The following is a 16,900-nucleotide window of genomic DNA, read 5'->3' on the forward strand; positions in this document are numbered from 1 at the left end:
CGCGGTCAGCATTATGATCGGCGTGCCGGATTCGGCCCGGATACGGTCGCAGACCTCGATCCCGTCCAGGCCCGGGAGCATCAGGTCGAGCAGGACGAGGTCGGGCTTGGATGAGCGGAATACCTCGAGCGCCTGGGCCCCGTCTTCGCAGAAGACCGGATCGAACCCTTCCGTGCGCAGCACGATGCCGATCATCTCCGCAAGCGCGGTGTCGTCGTCGACCACCAGGATGCGACTAGTCATGTGCGAAGTTTCCCGAACCCCTCTCGAGCGGCCTCAGGCCGTGAAGCGACATGACCAGCGTAATGGAGCAGTCTGCCACCGGCTTGAATGAAAGCATTACGCGCCCTGTGGATACGCGGCCGCGGGGGAAAGCGACACCAGCCAGCGGTCGGGTTGCGGTTCCCCGGTCAGTGCGACCAGCGATCTGTGCTCGAGTCGCCCGACCGGACCCGGGCCGCCATCGACCGGTTCCTCGCACTGTCCCCATAAGGCCACTGGAGCGCCGCACCCACGGTGATGTGCCAGCATGGGACCAAGCACGACGCAGGGGGACGGAAGGGCACGGCGTGAGCGACGACGAGAACTGGCAGGCGCCTGGTTCATCCGGGGCGGAGAGGCCCGCACCCGACGGCGGACAGCCGCAGTGGGGGCAGCAGCAGCCGCCCGGCCAGCAGCCTCCCTACGGACAGCAGCCGCCTGGTCAACCGCAGTGGGACCAGCAGCAGCCGTACGGACAGCAGCCCCAGTGGGGCCAGCAGCCGCCGCCCTATGGACAGCAGCCGCCCTACGGTCAACAGCCCGGATGGCACCAGCGGTACCCCGCGGCCGGCCCGCAGCCCGGGTGGACGCCGCCGCCGAAGCCCGGCCTCATCCCGTTGCGTCCTCTCACGCTCGGCCCGCTCCTCGCAGCCCCGTTCCAGGCACTGCGCCGCAACCCACGGGTCACGGTCGGTGCCTCGCTGCTGCTCTTCAGCATCCCGAACATCGTCGTCTCCGTAGGAGGCGTGGCTCTCCTCGCCTTCCTCGTCGGCCGCGTGGCCTCCGGAGAGCTGGGCGACCAGCCGGCTCTGCAGGCCGGCGTGATCGGCGGCGCGATCGTGGTCGGTGTGCTGTCGCTGGTCGTCTCCACCGTGTTCAGCGCGCTCCTGCAGGGCGTCATCGTCGCAGACGTCGCACGGGAGTCCGTGGGCGAGAAGCTGACCTTCGGCGCGCTCTGGCGGCTCATCCGCGGCCGGATCGGCGCACTCATCGGCTGGACGATGCTCTTCGGCCTGGCCTGGATCGTCGCCCTCGCCCTGGTCGTCGGCATCGTCGTCGCGCTCGCAATGCTCGGGTCGCAGGCGGGTACCATCGGCGCGGTCCTCGTCGGAGTCCTGGGCGGTCTGGCGCTCATCCCCCTGGCGATCTGGATCAACACGAAGCTGGCCATGGTGCCGAGCGCGATCGTTCTGGAACGGCTCCCGCTCCTCGCCGCGGTCGCACGGTCGTGGCGGCTCACGACGGGATACTTCTGGCGCACCTTCGGCATCATCCTGCTCGTGGGCGTCATCGTGTACGCGATCACGCAGACGATCGCGATCCCGTTCACCATCCTCGGGGGGATCCTCGGCGCCGTCTTCGCGCCGACGTCGATCAGCTCGGGCGGGGTGGGGGCGCAGGTTCTCCTCAGCCAGCTGAGCGTGAACGTCATCTCCTCCATTGTCACCGCGATCGTGGGTGCCATCGGGAGTGTGATCCAGACGGCGGCGGTGTCGCTCCTCTACATCGACCTGCGCATGCGCAAGGAGGGGCTCGATCTCGAGCTCGTGCGGTTCGTGGAGGGCCGTCAGACCGGACAGGACGTCCGCGACCCGTACCTCCCGCCCGCGCAGCAGCCCGTACCGCCCGCGCCCGGGTGGCCGGCCGGCTGATCGTGATGCACGTCGACATCCCGGTGGACCCGAGCTCGCCGGACGCGCAGCAATGGCTGCGCGACGAGTTGGCGCGACCGGAGTACCAGGCGGCGAAGCCGACATGGTTCGACCTGGCCTCCAAGGCCGTGCAGGACTGGATCGCCTCCCTGTTCCAGGGTCCGGGAGGTGACGGCGGCCCGGTCCTCCTCCTGGTCGTGGTACTGGTGCTCGCCGGCCTGATTGTGGCCGCATTCTTCATCTTCGGGCGCCCGCGGATCAATCGCCGCTCCGCCCTGGAGCGGCGATCCCTCTTCGGGTCCGACGGAACGCGGTGTGCCGCGGAACTGCGCGCGGCCGCCGAGGAGGCGGCCCGTGCCGGTGACTGGATCACCGCCGTCGAGGAGGAGTTCCGTGCCATCGCGGCCGGGCTGGATGAACGGACGCTGGTGCGGGTGACCCCGGGGACGACGGCCGGCGAGTTCGCCTCCCGCGCTGCCGACGTGGCTCCGGAGGAGAGGGATGCGCTGCGCCGGGCGGCCAGGGACTTCGATGAGGTCCGTTACCTCGACCGGCCGGGGACGGAGGCCGCCTACCAGCACCTGATCGCGCTCGATGGGCGGCTCCAGCGCGTGCGCGTGACAGCGCCGGCGGTGCCCAGGTGACGACCACGGAATTCGTCGGCGCCCGGGAGGCCACCGCCGTCTCTCCGACCGTGCGGCAGACCGCGCGCCGCGCCGTGCCGTGGATCGTGCTCGCCGTCATCGCCACGCTGATCGCTCTGCTGACCATCCTCCTCACCGGCGGCCGGGCCGGCGCGGGGATCACTCTCGACCCGGCGAACGCCGCGCCGACCGGCGGCAAAGCGGTCGCGCAGGTGCTGCGCGATCACGGCGTCGACGTCCGGTCGGTCACGACCCTCGACCAGGCGCGCTCGGCGGCCGCCGACGACGCGACGGTGCTGGTCTACGACCCCGACGCCAATCTGCCGAGCGACGGCTACCGCGCACTCGCCGGCGACGGGCGGACGCTCGTCCTCGTCGAACCCGGCTTCCAGGCGCTGCAGACCGTCGATCGCGACGTCAGCGCCGCCGGAGAGCCCCGCGGCCCCGTGAACGCAGGATGCGGGGTGCGCGCCGCAGAACGCGCTCAGCGCATCGATCCCCGCAGCTCCCCGGAATTCACCGAGGCGACATCGCCGGGCACGTTCACCGTCTCCGGCGACGGGGTGGCGTGCTTCACAGACCCGGATGGAAGCGCTTCGCTGGTGCGCACGACGTTCGACGACTCCACCGTGTATTTCCTGGGTTCGGGAGCGGTGCTCGCGAACGACGGCGTCGGCCGGCTGGGCAACGCCGCACTCGCCCTCAACCTGCTCGGCGGCCACCGGACGCTCGTCTGGTACCTGCCGTCGCTCGGTGACCGGCCGGTCACCGGTCCTCCAGACATCGGTGCGCTGACACCGGGCTGGGTCACTCCGGTGATGGTCCTCCTCCTGGTGGTCTTCCTTGCCGCAGCCGTCTGGCGCGGCCGCCGCTTCGGCCCGCTGGTCGTGGAGAACCTGCCCGTCGTCGTACGGGCGGGCGAGACGCGGGAGGGACGCGCCCGCCTCTACCAGCGCTCCTCGGCTCGACTGCGGGCGGCGGATGCACTGCGCGTCGGCACCATCGGCCGGCTCTCGACCCTGGTCGGCCTGCCGAGCACCTCGACCACGCAGGAGGTGGCCGACGCGGTGGCCGAGCTGACCCGCCGCGACCGCGGGGCGGTGCACGCGCTGCTGCTGGAGCGCGTGCCGGCGGCCGACCGAGAACTGATGGCTCTCTCCGACGACCTGGCGGAGCTCGAACGAGCCACCGCCGCCGCTGTGTCGCCCACTCCTGGGCCCGACCGGAAGAATGGATGAATGACTGACGTCACCACGGGAACCGCCTTCCCGACCTCCTCCCCCGGCGCTGCGGCGGATGCCGCCCGCCTCCGCTCCGCTCTCGCCGCCGTCCGGGCCGAGGTCGGCAAGGCGGTGGTCGGCCAGGACGGCGCCGTCACCGGGCTCATGATCGCGCTGCTCGCACGCGGGCATGTGCTGCTGGAGGGTGTGCCGGGTGTCGCGAAGACGCTCCTGGTCCGCGCGCTGAGCCACGCGCTCAGCCTCGACACGAAGCGCGTGCAGTTCACCCCCGACCTCATGCCGGGCGATGTCACCGGTTCGCTCGTGTACGACGCGCAGACCGGCGGCTTCGTGTTCCGCGAGGGACCGGTGTTCACCAACATCCTGCTCGCGGACGAGATCAACCGGACGCCCCCCAAGACCCAGTCGGCCCTCCTCGAGGCCATGGAGGAGCGTCAGGTGAGCGTGGACGGCGTCAGCCGCCAGCTCCCTGACCCGTTCATCGTGGCGGCGACGCAGAACCCGATCGAGTACGAGGGCACCTACACGCTGCCGGAGGCGCAGCTCGACCGCTTCCTGCTCAAGCTCACGCTCGACGTGCCGGAGCGGGAGCTGGAGGTGGAGGTCCTTCGCCGCCACGCGGCCGGCTTCAACCCGCGCGACCTGGGCGGCGCCGGCGTGACGCCCGTGCTCAGCGCCGCCGAGCTGCAGGCGGCGCGTGCGTCGGCCGCGGCGGTCGGGGCGAACGCGGATGTCCTCGCGTACGTCGTCGACCTCGCGCGTGCGACGCGGCGCAGCCCCTCGGTCAAGCTCGGCGTGAGCCCGCGCGGCACGACGGCCCTCCTCGCGGCCGCGAAGGCGTGGGCCTGGCTCTCGGGCTACGACTCGATCACGCCGGACCACGTCCAGGCGATGCTGGTGCCCGTGTGGCGCCACCGCATCCAGCTGCGGCCGGAGGCGGAGCTCGAGGGCGTCGGCCCGGACGCGATCCTGCGCTCGATCGTGCAGCAGGTCCAGGTTCCGATCTAGGCCCCGACGTGACCGTATCCGGACGTTTCGTCGCCCTGCTCGCGCTCGGCGTCATCCCCGTCGTGCTCCTCGGCGGGCGGGACGCGGCGGCGTACGCGACGCTGGGCGCCTGGCTCGTGCTGTGCCTGCTGCTCGGGGTGATCGACCTGCTGGTGGCCGGCTCGCCGCGCTCGGTGGCGGTCGAACGGTCGCTTCCCGCGCGCGTCCGGCTCGGCGCCGAGGCCGAGTCGGAACTGTACGTGACGAACACCGGGCGGAGGACGCTGCGCGGCACGGTGCGCGACGGCTGGGAGCCGTCCGCCGCCGCCGAGCCGGCCCGGTCTCCCGTGTCGCTGCCGCCGGGCGAGCGCCGCCGGCTGGTCGCGTCCCTTCGTCCATGGCGTCGCGGCGAGCGCCGTGTCCGCAATGTGACCGTTCGGTCCTGGGGTCCGCTCCACCTGTGGGCGCGACAGGCGACGCTCGATGCGCCGGGCCGCATCCGGGTGCTGCCGCCGTTCGAGTCTCGCAAGCACCTTCCCTCGCGGCTGGCACGGTTGCGCGAGCTGGAGGGCACCACGACCGTGCTGCTCCGCGGTCAGGGCACCGAGTTCGACTCCCTGCGCGAGTACGTGCGGGGCGACGATGTCCGTTCCATCGACTGGCGTGCGACGGCCCGCCGGCACGATCCGACGGGGGGACGCGGAGCACGCGTCATGGTGCGGACCTGGCGGCCCGAGCGCGACCGCCGTGTCGTCATCGTGATCGATTCCGCCCGGACCTCCGCCGCCCGCGTCGCGGACGAGCCCCGCATCGACACGGCGTTCGAGGCCGCGCTGCTGCTCGCCGCGCTGGCGAGCCGCGCCGGCGACCGGGTGGACATGATCGCGTACGACCGCATCGTCCGCGGCCGGGTGCAGGGCGCGAGCGGACCGCAGCTGCTCTCCCGCATGGTGGATGAGATGGCCGGCATCGAGCCCGCCCTCATCGAGATGGACTGGTCGGCGGTTCCCGCTCAGGTCGCGTCGGTGACCTCCCAGCGATCGCTGGTCGTGCTGCTCACCTCCATCGAGGCGCCCGGCGCCTCCCGAGGGCTCCTCTCGGTGCTGCAGCAGCTGACCGCCAAGCACCTCGTCCTCGTCGCGAGCGTCACCGATCCGGACACCCTCCAGGCGACCACCGAGCGCCGCGACCGCGACGAGGTGTACCGCGCGGCGGCTGCTGAGCGGTCACTGCTCGACCTGAGCCGTGTCGCAGCGGCGGTCCGCCGCCTAGGCGCGGATGTCGTGACCGGCGCCCCGGCCGACCTTCCGCCTGCGCTCGCGGACCGCTACCTCGCGCTCAAGGCCGCCGGCCGCCTCTGACCGCTTCGCGCCCGCCCAGCCCGTCCGCGTCCACCCGGTGTTCGCCGGCATATGGTGGGTAGCGCGTGCCGCGTTCGGAAGCTGGTGCTCGGACGGTGTGTGCGGTTGTTCGGAACGTTTGCGGCTGGTCGCGCAACCGCATTCGTTCCGAACAACCGCATACGCCCGCGGCGAGCGCGGTCAGCCGGCGACGATGCGGCGGGCTCCCGCCTCGAACTCGGTGAGGTCGCCGGTCTCGCCCGCGCGGACCGCCCGGCGCCCCAGGAGCAGCATGTAGGCGAGGAAGGCGGCGAGCGCCAGGGCGCCGATGGCGATCTTCGCCCAGACCGGCAGCGGCGACGGCGTCACGAAGCCCTCGATGAGGCCGGAGACGAACAGGGAAATGGCGCATCCAACCGCGACCGTGAAGAGCGCCCGGCCGTCCTCGGCGAGCGCCTGGCCGCGGGTCCGGGCGCCGGGGGCGATCCACGCCCAGAAGATGCGCAGGCCGGCGGCAGCGGCGACGAACACGCTGGTCAGCTCCAGCATCCCGTGCGGCAGGATGTACGAGAACAGCACGTCGCCGCGGCCGTAGGCGAACATCACGCCCGCCGCCGTGCCGACCCCGACGGCGTTCTGGATGATCACGTACGGGACGAAGACGCCGGTGATCCCGAAGGCGATGGACTGTGCGGCGATCCAGGCGTTGTTGGTCCACACCTGACCCGCGAAGGAGGCCGCCGGGTTATTCGAGTAGTAGTCGATGAAGTCGTGCTCGACGTAGTGGCGCAAGTCGGCGTCGGAGCCGAGGTTGCGCAGCACGTCGGGGTTTCCCGTGATCCAGAAGGCGTAGAGCGTCGCGATGACGATTGTCGCGACCGCGACGCCGAGGACGATCCAGCGCAGCCGGTACAGCGCGGCGGGCAGCTGGAGCACGAAGAAGCGCGGGAGCTGCGCGAACAGGTTGGCGCCGGCCCCCGTGAAGCGCAGCCGCGCGGACGACAGCGCGAGGGACAGACGGTCGCCGGCCGCGGTGGATCCGGCGCTCGTCTGCAGGGCCGAGAGATCCGACGCTCCCGACTGGTAGAGGTCGATCAGGCGGTCGGCTTCCGGGCCGCTCAGGCGTCGCTTCGCCGCCAGCCGGGAGAGCTCCTCCCAGTCGGCGCTGCGGGCTGCGGTGTAGGCGTCGAGGTCCATCTGATTAGATGCTATCTATGATCCAGACCGGGACGGGGAACGCGTCGCAGAGCGAGCGAGAACGGGACCGCGAACGGGACCGCGACGTCTTCACCGGCGAGGCCGTCGTCCTCGACGTCAAGCCCGCCAGCTACATCCTCCGCGCCGCCGGGACCATCATCGACTGCCTCACCTACCTGCTGGTGATGTTCGGCTGCCTCCTGTTCCTCGCCGCGACCGACGGCGGGATGGATGAGGCCCTCGGCCGCACCCTCGTCATCCTCATCCTGGTGTTCGGGATGGTGGTCCTGCCGACGACCGTCGAGCTGGCGTCGCGGGGCCGGTCGCTGGGCAAGCTGGCCGTCGGTGCCCGGATCGTCCGCGACGACGGTGGAGCGATCGGGTTCCGTCACGCCTTCATCCGCGCGCTCGTGGGCGTGCTGGAGATCTTCCTGACCTTCGGGGCGGTCGCCGCCCTGACCGGCCTGCTGAACCCGCGCTCGAAGCGGCTGGGAGACCTCGTGGCCGGCACCTACAGCCAGCTGGTGCGCGTCCCCCGGCCGACGCCCCTCGCGCTGTATCTCGCGCCGCACCTGATCCCGTGGGCGGCGACCGCCGATGTCGCCCGGCTGCCGGACCGGCTGTCCCGCCGGATCGCCCAATTCGTGCGGCAGGCCCCCGAGCTGACGCCCGCTGCGCGCCTCGGGCTGAGCACCGAGCTGGCCCGCGAGGCCGCACCGTACGTCTCGCCGCTCCCGCACGTGGATGCGGAGACGTTCCTGGTCGCCGTCGCCGCGCTCCGCCGTGACCGGGACGCCCGCGGTCTGGCGCTCGAGCGGGAGCGGTTGCAGCGACTGGACCCGGTGCTCACCGCGTTGCCGCACGCCTTCCCGGACCGCTGAGTGGAGCCCAGGGCGTCGCGAAGCGGTGCGCGACCCCAGCGCCGAGGGAGCCTGCGACCGAGGTGACGAAGAGCCCCATCGCCCCCTTTCGCCTACTGGAGGACCCCATGTCGCAGCCGTCGCGCCGCATCGTCGATCTCAGCCACCGCATCCACGCCGGACTGGTCACCTACCCCGGGCTGCCCGCCCCCACGATCACTCCGCACCTCACCCGCGAGGCCTCGCGCGGCGTCTATGCGCCGGGCACGGAGTTCGCGATGGACGTCATCACCATGATCGGCAACACCGGCACCTACCTCGACAGCCCGTACCACCGCTACGCGGACGGTCCGGACCTCGCCGGACTCGACCTGAGCACCCTCGTCGGACTGCCCGCCGAGGTGGTGCACCTGAGCGACCGACGGGACCGCGCCATCCCGGCGTCCGCGCTCGAGGGCCGGGCGACGCCCGGCGCAGCGGTCCTGCTGCACACGGGATGGGATGCGCACTTCGGCACGCCCGCTTACGCCGCAGGTGCGCCCTTCCTCACCGAGGAGGGTGCCCGCTTCCTCGCCGACTCCGGCGTCGCCCTAGTCGGCATCGACTCCCTGAACATCGACGACACGGAAAGCGGCGGCACCCGTCCGGCTCACAGCATCCTGCTGGCCGCGGGCATCCACGTGGTGGAGCACCTCACGCACCTGGAGGACATGCCCGAGCGCGGCGCGCTGTTCACGGCGGCTCCGCCCGCGATCGAGGGCTTCGGCACTTTCCCGGTGCGGGCGTTCGCCGAGCTCACTACGCAGGCCTAGAACCGCCCGGCCGAGAACCGTCCGGGCCGGAACGAGCCGACCTGGAACCGGCCGCTCAGTCGTGCAGGATGCGCTGGAACAGGACGTGGTCCTGCCAGCGGCCGGCGATCTCCAGATAGTTCGGCGCGACCCCGATCCGCTCGAATCCGGCGCGCGTCAGCACCGACTGCGATGCATGGTTCGCGAGCATCGTGGCGGCCTGGATGCGGTGCAGCCCGTAGCCGTCGCGCGCGACCTCGACGACGGCCGCGATCGCCGCGGAAGCGAGACCGCGTCCGACATGATCGCGGTCCAGCCAGTAGCCGATGTTCGCCGACTGGAAGGCGCCGCGCACGAGGTGGCTGAGGGTGACTCCGCCGGCGATCTGGTCGCCGTCGGCGATGACCAGCGGGAGCGCAGCATCCATCTCCCGCAGGGCCAGCAGCTCGCGTGTCTGGGCGAGCTGTCCTTCCTCGGTGAAGAAGTCCTCGGTGCGGGTCGGATCCCACGGCGCCAGGTGACCGCGGTTGCGCTGGTAGGCGGCGGCGAGCGGCCCGGCGTCCTGCTCCCTCCGCACTCGGAGGATCAGGCCGTCGGGGAGCTCCCGGTCGGCGAAGTCGAGGGCCATCAGTAGCGGTAGTGATCGACTTTGTAGGGACCGTCGACCGGCACGCCGATGTAGGCGGCCTGCTCCTCGGTGAGAGTGGTCAGCTCCACTCCGAGCGCGTCGAGGTGCAGGCGGGCGACCTTCTCGTCCAGGTGCTTGGGCAGCACGTAGACGCCGATCGGATACTTCTCGGGCGAGACGTACAGCTCCAGCTGGGCGAGCACCTGGTTGGTGAAGGAATTGCTCATGACGAAGCTGGGGTGGCCGGTGGCGTTCCCGAGGTTCATCAGACGGCCCTCCGAGAGCACGAGGATGCTGCGACCGGTGGGGAGGCGCCACTCGTGCACCTGGGGCTTGATCTCGACCTTCTCGGCGCCGGGCAGCGCCTCCAGCGATGCCATGTCGATCTCGTTGTCGAAGTGGCCGACGTTGGCGACGATCGCGAGGTGCTTCAGCCCGAGCAGGTGGTCGAGCGTGACCACGTTGAGGTTGCCCGTGCCGCTGACGAGGATGTCGACCTGGTCGATCACCGACTCCAGCCGCGCCACCTGGTAGCCGTCCATCGCGGCCTGGAGTGCGTTGATCGGGTCGATCTCGCTGACGATGACGCGCGCGCCCTGACCGCGCAGCGCCTCCGCCGCGCCCTTCCCGACGTCGCCGTAGCCGGCGACGAAGGCCACCTTGCCGCCGATCAGCACGTCGGTGGCTCGATTCAGGCCGTCCGGCAGGGAGTGGCGGATGCCGTACTTGTTGTCGAACTTGCTCTTGGTGACCGAGTCGTTCACGTTGATCGCGGGGAAGAGCAGCGTGCCCTCCTTGGCGAGCTCGTAGAGACGGTGGACACCGGTCGTGGTCTCCTCCGTGACACCGAGGATGTCGGCGGCGATACGGGTCCAGCGATCCTTGGAGGCGGCGAGGGACTGGCGCAGCGCGGCGAGGATGACGCGGTATTCGTGGTTGTCGCCGCCGGACTCCTCGGGCACTGCCCCGGCGACCTCGAACTCGCGGCCCTTGTGCACCAGGAGGGTGGCGTCGCCGCCGTCGTCGAGGATCAGGTTCGGGCCGAGGTAGTCGGCTCCGTCGGCGGCCGCCTCCGCGGACCAGTCGAAGATCTGCTGCGTGCACCACCAGTACTCCTCGAGCGTCTCGCCCTTCCAGGCGAAGACGGGAACCCCGGCCGGGGCCTCCTGCGTGCCGTGCGGGCCGACCGCGACGGCGGCGGCAGCCTCATCCTGCGTGGAGAAGATGTTGCAGCTCGCCCAGCGCACCCGGGCGCCCAGGGCGACCAGGGTCTCGATGAGGACGGCCGTCTGCACGGTCATGTGCAGGGAGCCGGCGATCCGTGCGCCCGCGAGCGGCTGGGCGGCACCGAACTCGGCGCGCAGGGCCATGAGCCCCGGCATCTCGTTCTCGGCGAGCCGGATCTGGTGACGTCCCGCTTCGGCGAGGGAGAGGTCGGCGACCTTGAACGGCAGGGAGGTGGCGGTGCTTGTCGGCATGGCCCCTATTGTCGCATCCCGGCACCCTCAGCCCCGAATGAGGCCGAGCACCTCATCCCGGATCCGTGCCATCGTCGCGTTGTCGGCCGCCTCCACGTTGAGCCGCAGCAGGGGCTCCGTGTTGGAGGGGCGCACGGAGAACCACCAGAATGGCTCGTCCTGGCCGACGCGGCCAGTGACCGTGAGACCGTCGAGCTCGTCGAACTCGGCCCGCGGCGCGAAGGCCTCGACGATCCGGGTGAAGGCTGCAGGCACGTCGTCCACGGTCGAGTTGATCTCGCCCGACATCGCGTACGGCGTGTACCGGGCGGCGAGCTCGGAGAGCGGGCGGTCCTGCGTGCCGAACTCGGCGAGCAGGTGCATGGCGGCCAGCATCCCGTTGTCCGCGCTCCAGAAATCGCGGAAGTAGTAGTGCGCGGAGTGCTCGCCGCCGAAGACGGCGCCGGACTGGCGCATCGCGTCCTTGATCAGCGAGTGGCCCACGCGCGTGCGCAGCGGGGTCGCTCCGGCGGCCTCGATCGTCTCCGGGACGATGTTGGAGGTGATCAGGTTGTGGATGATCGTGATCTCGGCGTCCGGGTCCTCGGCGCGGACGCGGGCGATCTCGCGCAGCGCGACGATCGCGGCGACAGCGGACGGAGTGACGGCGGATCCGCGCTCGTCGACCACGAAGCACCGGTCGGCGTCGCCGTCGAAGGCGAGTCCGAGGTCGGCCCCCTGCTCCACGACGGCACGCTGGAGGTCGACCAGGTTCTTCGGCTCCAGCGGGTTCGCCTCGTGGTTCGGGAAGGTCCCGTCGAGCTCGAAGTAGAGGGGCACGATGGTGATCGGCAGCGGAGGGAGGCCCGCGGCCTCCTGGAGCACCGCCGGCACGGTCAGGCCGCCCATCCCGTTGCCCGCGTCGACCACGATGGTGATCGGGCGGATGCCGCCGAGGTCGACGAGCGATCGGAGATAGGCCGCGTACCGCTCCAGCACGTCCTCCTCGCGGAAGCCCCCGGGCCGTGCGACCGCCGGAATCCCTTCGCGCAAGTAGGCCGCGGCCCGGTCGCGCACGGCACGGAGGCCGGTGTCCATGCTGAGGCCCTGGGCTCCGGCGCGCGACAGTTTGATGCCGTTGTAGGTGGGCGGGTTGTGGCTCGCCGTGAACATCGCGGCCGGCGCCTGCAGATGGCCGGAGGCGAAGTAGGACTCGTCGGTGGAGCAGAGGCCGATCGACACGACGTCGGCGCCGCGGGTCCGGGCGCCCCGCGCGAAGGCGGCGGCGAACCCCGGAGACGAGTCGCGCATGTCGTGGCCGACGATCACGTCGCGGCCGGCCGCATCCACCTCGTCCACGAAGGCGGCGGCGATGGCCTCCACGACGTCCTCGGTGAGATCTGTGCCCACCAGCCCTCGGATGTCGTAGGTCTTGACGACGGACTGCAGACGGGGGTCGCCGGTGATGCTCATGGCCCTAACCTATCGCGCCGGGTCGCAGCGGCCTGGTCGAGCGGGCCGGGTCGCGGCGGCCAGGTCGCGGCTGCCGGGTCGCAGCGGCCGGGTCAGGTCTCGGTGACGCCGACGTGCCGGACGATCTGCCAGCCCTGCGGCGCGGACAGCCGCTCCGCGTGAATGGCGCACAGGTCGTACGCGTGCGGTTCGTGCTTGAGGCTCAGCGGCCCGAGCACCGCCATCGAGTCCTTGTACACGTACGTGAGCGTCTGCACGGCGTCGCGCGGACACGCGACACGGGAACAGGGTCGGCTCAACATCGCCCTCAGAATAGCCGAGCGCGGCCGACGTAGGATGGCGACATGCCCCGCAATCGCCGCACCAGCAGCCAGCCCCCGGCGACGAGCCGCTGGCGCAGCAGGCACGGCCGCGGAGCGCGGGGGCCCGTCACCGGTCCGCACCTTCCCATGCTGCAGAACCGGATCGACTTCTTCGACATGACCGTCGCCTCCACCGCCGACTACCTCAAGGGCGTCTGGCCGGAGGAACTGTCGAATGTGCACTTCGAGGTCGCGGCGACGCCGATCGGCAACTCCGGCGAAGACGGAGTGGACCGCTGGCGAGTGGATGCCGCCCGTCGTCGCATCGTGCTCTACCGCATCCCGATCCAGCGGCTGACGAAGCTGCACCGCGACGATGAGGTCCACCGCCGCATGTACATCGAGGGATGCGTCTTCCGCGCCGTCGCCGAGCTGCTGGGCAAGGACCCGTGGGACCTGGCGCCGGACCGCTACCGCCACTTCTGAGCACGGTCGCCTCCCACCATCCAGTCCGCACAGATTGCACGTTCCGACGGCGTGTTGCGTGCAGTCTTCGTGTACTCGATGGTGGGGGTCGAGGGGGCGCTAGTGAGGTTGGTTTTTGGTTCGTTTGGCTTGGTGCTGCGGTCGCCCATTGGGTGAGGTGCGTCCGGCCCAGACGGTGTAGAACGCGATGAGGAGCAGGCTCGCGCCGTAGAGGACGAGCCACCAGGGGAATTGCAGTGTCGGCTTGGTGTTGGTGGCCGCTTGTATCTCTTTGGGCGGGGTCGGGAGGATGCGTTTTCCGGTCACGAGGATGCGGTGGGTGTTGATGCCGAGCGGCGTGCAGGTGACCAGGGTGACGAGGTCGCGTCCGGCCTCTTGACGGAGCCTCGCGGTGTCTTCGGGCGCTACGACGCGGGTGTCGAAGACCTTGTAGGTGATCACTTGCCCAAAAGTCGTCAGGGTGAAGGTGTCGCCGACTTTCACTTTGTCGAGGTTGGTGAACATGGTCGAATCGGCAAGACCGCGGTGTGCGGTGATGACGGAGTGCGTGTTCTTGCCGCCGATGGGGAGCGATGTGCCCTGGAGGTGGCCGGCGCCTTTGAGGAGCGTCTCGTCGCTGGTGCCGTGGTAGATGGGGAGGTCGACGCCGATGGCGGGGATCTGGATGCGGGACATCGCCCCGTTGGGGGTCTCGAGCAGCTCCCAGTAGTCGTAACTCTTCTGGGTGCTCGTGCCGTTGCCGAGGGGCACATGGGTGTTGGCCTCGAGGACCGCGCCTGCCGAGAGGTCGGCGTTGTAGCGGCGCGCTACGGAAAGCTGCTGGGAGGCGGTCGGCTTGACCTTCTTGATCGCGTCGTTGTATTGCCGGACGATGAGCGACTGGTTGTAGTCGTTGATCCAGCTCGCCGCGGGTGAGTAAGCGAGGACGCTCGCCCCGACGACGGCGAGCAGGACCGTGAGGATGAGGATGAAATTGGGGCGCCACTTCGCTTTTGGCGGTGCGTGGCGGGGGGTGTATCGGGGCATGGTGTCGTCAACAGTTCAGGGGGTGGGCGGGCTGATGAGAGCCCGCTCACCCCCTGACACGGGTTGGTGTTACGCGTTCTCGCGGTTGGCGAAACGGCGTCGGATGATCAGTACCCCACCGAAGGCGATGGCGAGCAGGGCGATGCCACCGATGGTGAGCGCGATCTGCACGTTCGAGCCGGTGAAGGGCAGCTGCGGAACGCCCTGCTGGGTGTTGTCGATCTTGACCAGCGGGACGGTGCCGTTGTCACCGGTCTTGACCATGACCGGGGTGAGTGCCGCGGTACCGGTGGGGAGGACGAAGCCGTTCGGCGCCTGGATCTCCTTGAGGACGTAGCAGCGCTGCAGCAGGTCGTGTCCGGCGACCGTCGTGTTGGAGACGGTGCCGTCGGCGGCAACGGTCTTCTCGGTGTCGCCGATCCAGAGACCCGCGACCGAGAGAATGCCGGCGCTGTCGGAGGTCACGACATACGGTGTGCTCGAGCCGGCCGTGGTCACCTGCTGCAACCCTGTGATGTCGGCGGTGCACCCGGACTGCTGGTCGGTGGTACCCATGTAGACCTCGAACTTGGCTCCCGAGAGGCCGTCAGCGTTGTTCGCGGCGTTGACCTTCTCGACGGTCAGGTTGCCCCAACGGACGGTGGTGGTGTTGGTCGGCGAACCGTCCGGACCGTTCGGTGATCCCGGGGTGAGCGTGAAGTCGTTGAGGTTCACGAACGCCTGGTTGTCGATCGCGCCCGCGGTGTTCGGGGTGGCCTGGAAGTCGAAGACGACGTTCATGCCCGCCTGCAGCTTCGCCAGACCCGCCGGGGTGAAGGTGACCGTGAGCTTCTGCCCGGACCACGCAACGGTGTAATCGGTGCCCGCGACGAAGGTCGTCTTGGCTGCCCCCAGGATCCCGGTGACCGTCACCGGGGTGGCGGTGTTCGGAGTCAGCTTGGTGTCGAGCGTGTCGGTCAGGCTGAACTTCGTGTAGGTGTCACCCGTCGCCAATGCGGGGACCAGTTGCGTGACCTGGTACTCCACCGGAGCGCCCAGCAGGACGCCGTTCGTGGGCTGGTTCACGACATTCTTCACCGGACCGTTGGCCGTGGTGTTCTTCGGGTAGAGGTTCACGTCGTACACCCAGTCGCCGGTGAGGTTCTTCGGGTCCGACGGGGTGGGCAAGGTGACGATGAACGGCGCCGCCTTGTCGACCACGTTCGACGGCGCGGAGACCTCACGAACGAAGTACGCACCCAAGGGCAGCTTCACCGACGTGGACGTGCCGGCGGCGTCGGTAGCCGGCATGCTGGTGCACCCGCTCAGGGTGTAGCTACCGAGCTGTGTCGTGCCCTGCGCCGCCGCAGCCTGCAGCACGGTGGTGGGGATGGCGTTGATGGCGTCCCAGCCGGTGTTGGTGCCGTCGAGCAGGTTGATGCCGTTGATCAGGCAGTACTCGAAGACAACACCGGCGATCGGTGCCGTGTTAGGGGCCGTTCCGGTGCCCGACGGGTTCTCGCTGCCGTTGCCGGGGTTGGTGTACTTGTGGATGATGATCGAGCCCTGCTGTGCGGTGTCGATCGATGCAGCGTACGCCGCGGATCCGATTGCCACGGCACCCAGCACTCCCAGCGACACCACCGTGCCGATGGCGAGCGCGGCGCGCCCGCGACGGCGTGTGATTGCGGTCATTTTCGTTTCTTTCCTTTCTGCCCGCCGCTTGGTGCGACGAGCAGGCTTTTCCGTGGCGCAGGCGCGCCGGTCCCAGGATCAGGACACGATCAAGGGGGGTCTTCAGGCTGTGCGGCGGCGGCGGATCAGCTGCCAAGTGACCAGGCCGAGCACGGTCGCGAACAGGCCACCGGCAGTGATGGTCAGAGCGTCCGTCCCTAACCCGCCGGTCAGCGGGATCGTTGGCACGGGCAGCTGCTTGTTGATCACATCGGCCAAACTGACCGTGATCGGGGAGCCGGAGGTGATGGTCACCGAAATCGGGATGGGATTGAGTTTGAACCCGACAGGGGCTCGCGTCTCGACAAGCTGGTATGTCCCCGGTCCCAGGTTGGTCAGTCTGAACTGGCCGCCGATCGGGTCGATGTCGCTCCCGGTGCACTGGGCGGGTGACCCGGCCTGGCAGTCGGTCACAACGATCGCCGGTCCGGTCGGTTTCCCCGCCCCGTCGACGGGTGTGAAGGTGAAGGCTGCGCCGGTGAGGATGTTCTTGGCCCCGGTCGCGTCGATTTTCTTCCACAGCACGTCCGTCACTTGCACAGCCACGGTCGCCTTGCAACGAGTGTCCGATGATCCCGAAGCACACGCGCTTCCGCCGGTCGACGAGACCACCGTGTTCACCAGCGAATGATCGCCCGTGTCAGGACTCTTCACGGTCACCGAGTAAGTGATCGTCGCTATCCCACCAAAACCAGCGACCGGACCGGACCACGACAAAGTCGGCGCTGCATACGATACTGTGCCCGCGGTCGCTGACTGGTCATTGTTATAGGTGGCGTCTTTCAGCACGTCGGTCAGGTCGTCACTGAACGTGGCGTTGTTGTACGACTGGGACCCCGCAC

The 16,900-nt window shown here is 69.8% G+C and carries 17 protein-coding genes; 8 read left to right on the forward strand and 9 right to left on the reverse strand.

Features of this window, described 5'->3' with window-relative positions; genetic code table 11:
• On the reverse strand, positions 1 to 243 hold a 243-nt coding region (locus tag ACPYOG_RS14715), incomplete at its 3' end, for a response regulator (RefSeq protein ID WP_481294930.1).
• A 326-nt stretch (positions 244 to 569) separates the two neighbouring features.
• Here ACPYOG_RS14715 and ACPYOG_RS14720 point away from each other — a divergent pair.
• From ACPYOG_RS14720 to ACPYOG_RS14740, 5 genes are read left to right on the forward strand one after another with little or no spacing between them, the layout of a single operon-like run.
• Positions 570 to 1,913, forward strand: coding sequence for a hypothetical protein (locus tag ACPYOG_RS14720; protein WP_481294931.1), 1,344 nt, complete (start codon positions 570 to 572; stop codon positions 1,911 to 1,913).
• On the forward strand, positions 1,898 to 2,557 hold the full coding sequence (locus ACPYOG_RS14725; RefSeq protein ID WP_481294932.1) for a DUF4129 domain-containing protein: 660 nt from the start codon (positions 1,898 to 1,900) through the stop codon (positions 2,555 to 2,557). The genes ACPYOG_RS14720 and ACPYOG_RS14725 overlap by 16 nt, the downstream gene beginning before the upstream one ends.
• The gene (locus tag ACPYOG_RS14730) at positions 2,554 to 3,795 is read left to right on the forward strand and encodes a DUF4350 domain-containing protein (protein WP_481294933.1); all 1,242 of its coding nucleotides are present in this window, start codon (positions 2,554 to 2,556) and stop codon (positions 3,793 to 3,795) included. Before ACPYOG_RS14725 ends, ACPYOG_RS14730 begins: the two co-directional genes overlap by 4 nt.
• Positions 3,796 to 4,806: an AAA family ATPase gene (locus ACPYOG_RS14735; RefSeq protein WP_090036734.1), complete on the forward strand. Its 1,011-nt coding sequence runs from the start codon at positions 3,796 to 3,798 to the stop codon at positions 4,804 to 4,806. It abuts the gene before it with no gap.
• Positions 4,807 to 4,814: 8 nt separating this feature from the next.
• Positions 4,815 to 6,146, forward strand: a complete 1,332-nt coding sequence (locus ACPYOG_RS14740) for a DUF58 domain-containing protein (protein WP_481294934.1) — start codon at positions 4,815 to 4,817, stop codon at positions 6,144 to 6,146.
• 180 nt (positions 6,147 to 6,326) lie between these two features.
• Here ACPYOG_RS14740 and ACPYOG_RS14745 read toward each other — a convergent pair whose 3' ends face one another.
• Complete coding sequence (locus ACPYOG_RS14745; protein WP_481294935.1) at positions 6,327 to 7,322, reverse strand: stage II sporulation protein M; 996 nt, start codon at positions 7,320 to 7,322, stop codon at positions 6,327 to 6,329.
• Between the two features lie 17 nt (positions 7,323 to 7,339).
• Between ACPYOG_RS14745 and ACPYOG_RS14750 the strand changes: the two genes are divergently transcribed.
• Positions 7,340 to 8,203, forward strand: a complete 864-nt coding sequence (locus tag ACPYOG_RS14750; RefSeq protein WP_481294936.1) for an RDD family protein — start codon at positions 7,340 to 7,342, stop codon at positions 8,201 to 8,203.
• A gap of 107 nt (positions 8,204 to 8,310) precedes the next feature.
• Entirely contained in the window at positions 8,311 to 8,994 is a 684-nt protein-coding gene (locus tag ACPYOG_RS14755) for a cyclase family protein (RefSeq protein ID WP_481294937.1), read from the forward strand.
• Between the two features lie 55 nt (positions 8,995 to 9,049).
• Here the strand turns inward: ACPYOG_RS14755 and ACPYOG_RS14760 are convergent, their stop codons facing one another.
• The 4 genes from ACPYOG_RS14760 to ACPYOG_RS14775 form a co-directional block, all read right to left on the reverse strand.
• Positions 9,050 to 9,601, reverse strand: coding sequence for a GNAT family N-acetyltransferase (locus tag ACPYOG_RS14760; RefSeq protein ID WP_481294938.1), 552 nt, complete (start codon positions 9,599 to 9,601; stop codon positions 9,050 to 9,052).
• The gene (ahcY, locus tag ACPYOG_RS14765) at positions 9,601 to 11,079 is read right to left on the reverse strand and encodes an adenosylhomocysteinase (RefSeq protein WP_481294939.1); all 1,479 of its coding nucleotides are present in this window, start codon (positions 11,077 to 11,079) and stop codon (positions 9,601 to 9,603) included. The genes ACPYOG_RS14760 and ahcY overlap by 1 nt, the downstream gene beginning before the upstream one ends.
• Before the next feature lie 27 nt (positions 11,080 to 11,106).
• Positions 11,107 to 12,531, reverse strand: coding sequence for a phosphomannomutase/phosphoglucomutase (locus ACPYOG_RS14770; protein ID WP_481294940.1), 1,425 nt, complete (start codon positions 12,529 to 12,531; stop codon positions 11,107 to 11,109).
• A gap of 92 nt (positions 12,532 to 12,623) precedes the next feature.
• A complete protein-coding gene (locus ACPYOG_RS14775) occupies positions 12,624 to 12,833 on the reverse strand; it encodes a DUF3499 family protein (protein ID WP_481294941.1) in 210 nt (69 codons plus the stop codon).
• Between the two features lie 42 nt (positions 12,834 to 12,875).
• Between ACPYOG_RS14775 and ACPYOG_RS14780 the strand changes: the two genes are divergently transcribed.
• Positions 12,876 to 13,319 carry a metallopeptidase family protein gene (locus ACPYOG_RS14780; protein ID WP_090036711.1) on the forward strand — a complete coding sequence of 148 codons (444 nt, stop codon included), beginning with the start codon at positions 12,876 to 12,878 and terminating at the stop codon, positions 13,317 to 13,319.
• A 99-nt stretch (positions 13,320 to 13,418) separates the two neighbouring features.
• Here the strand turns inward: ACPYOG_RS14780 and ACPYOG_RS14785 are convergent, their stop codons facing one another.
• From ACPYOG_RS14785 to ACPYOG_RS14795, 3 genes are all read right to left on the reverse strand, one after another.
• On the reverse strand, positions 13,419 to 14,345 hold the full coding sequence (locus ACPYOG_RS14785; protein WP_481294942.1) for a class C sortase: 927 nt from the start codon (positions 14,343 to 14,345) through the stop codon (positions 13,419 to 13,421).
• A gap of 69 nt (positions 14,346 to 14,414) precedes the next feature.
• Positions 14,415 to 16,019 (reverse strand): SpaH/EbpB family LPXTG-anchored major pilin, encoded by a 1,605-nt coding sequence (locus ACPYOG_RS14790; protein WP_481294943.1) that lies wholly within the window; start codon positions 16,017 to 16,019, stop codon positions 14,415 to 14,417.
• Between the two features lie 102 nt (positions 16,020 to 16,121).
• Positions 16,122 to 16,900: DUF7927 domain-containing protein (locus ACPYOG_RS14795; protein ID WP_481294944.1), on the reverse strand; the 779-nt coding region annotated here is incomplete at its 5' end.

It is taken from the genome of Leifsonia sp. HAY1-4F, assembly GCF_056755275.1.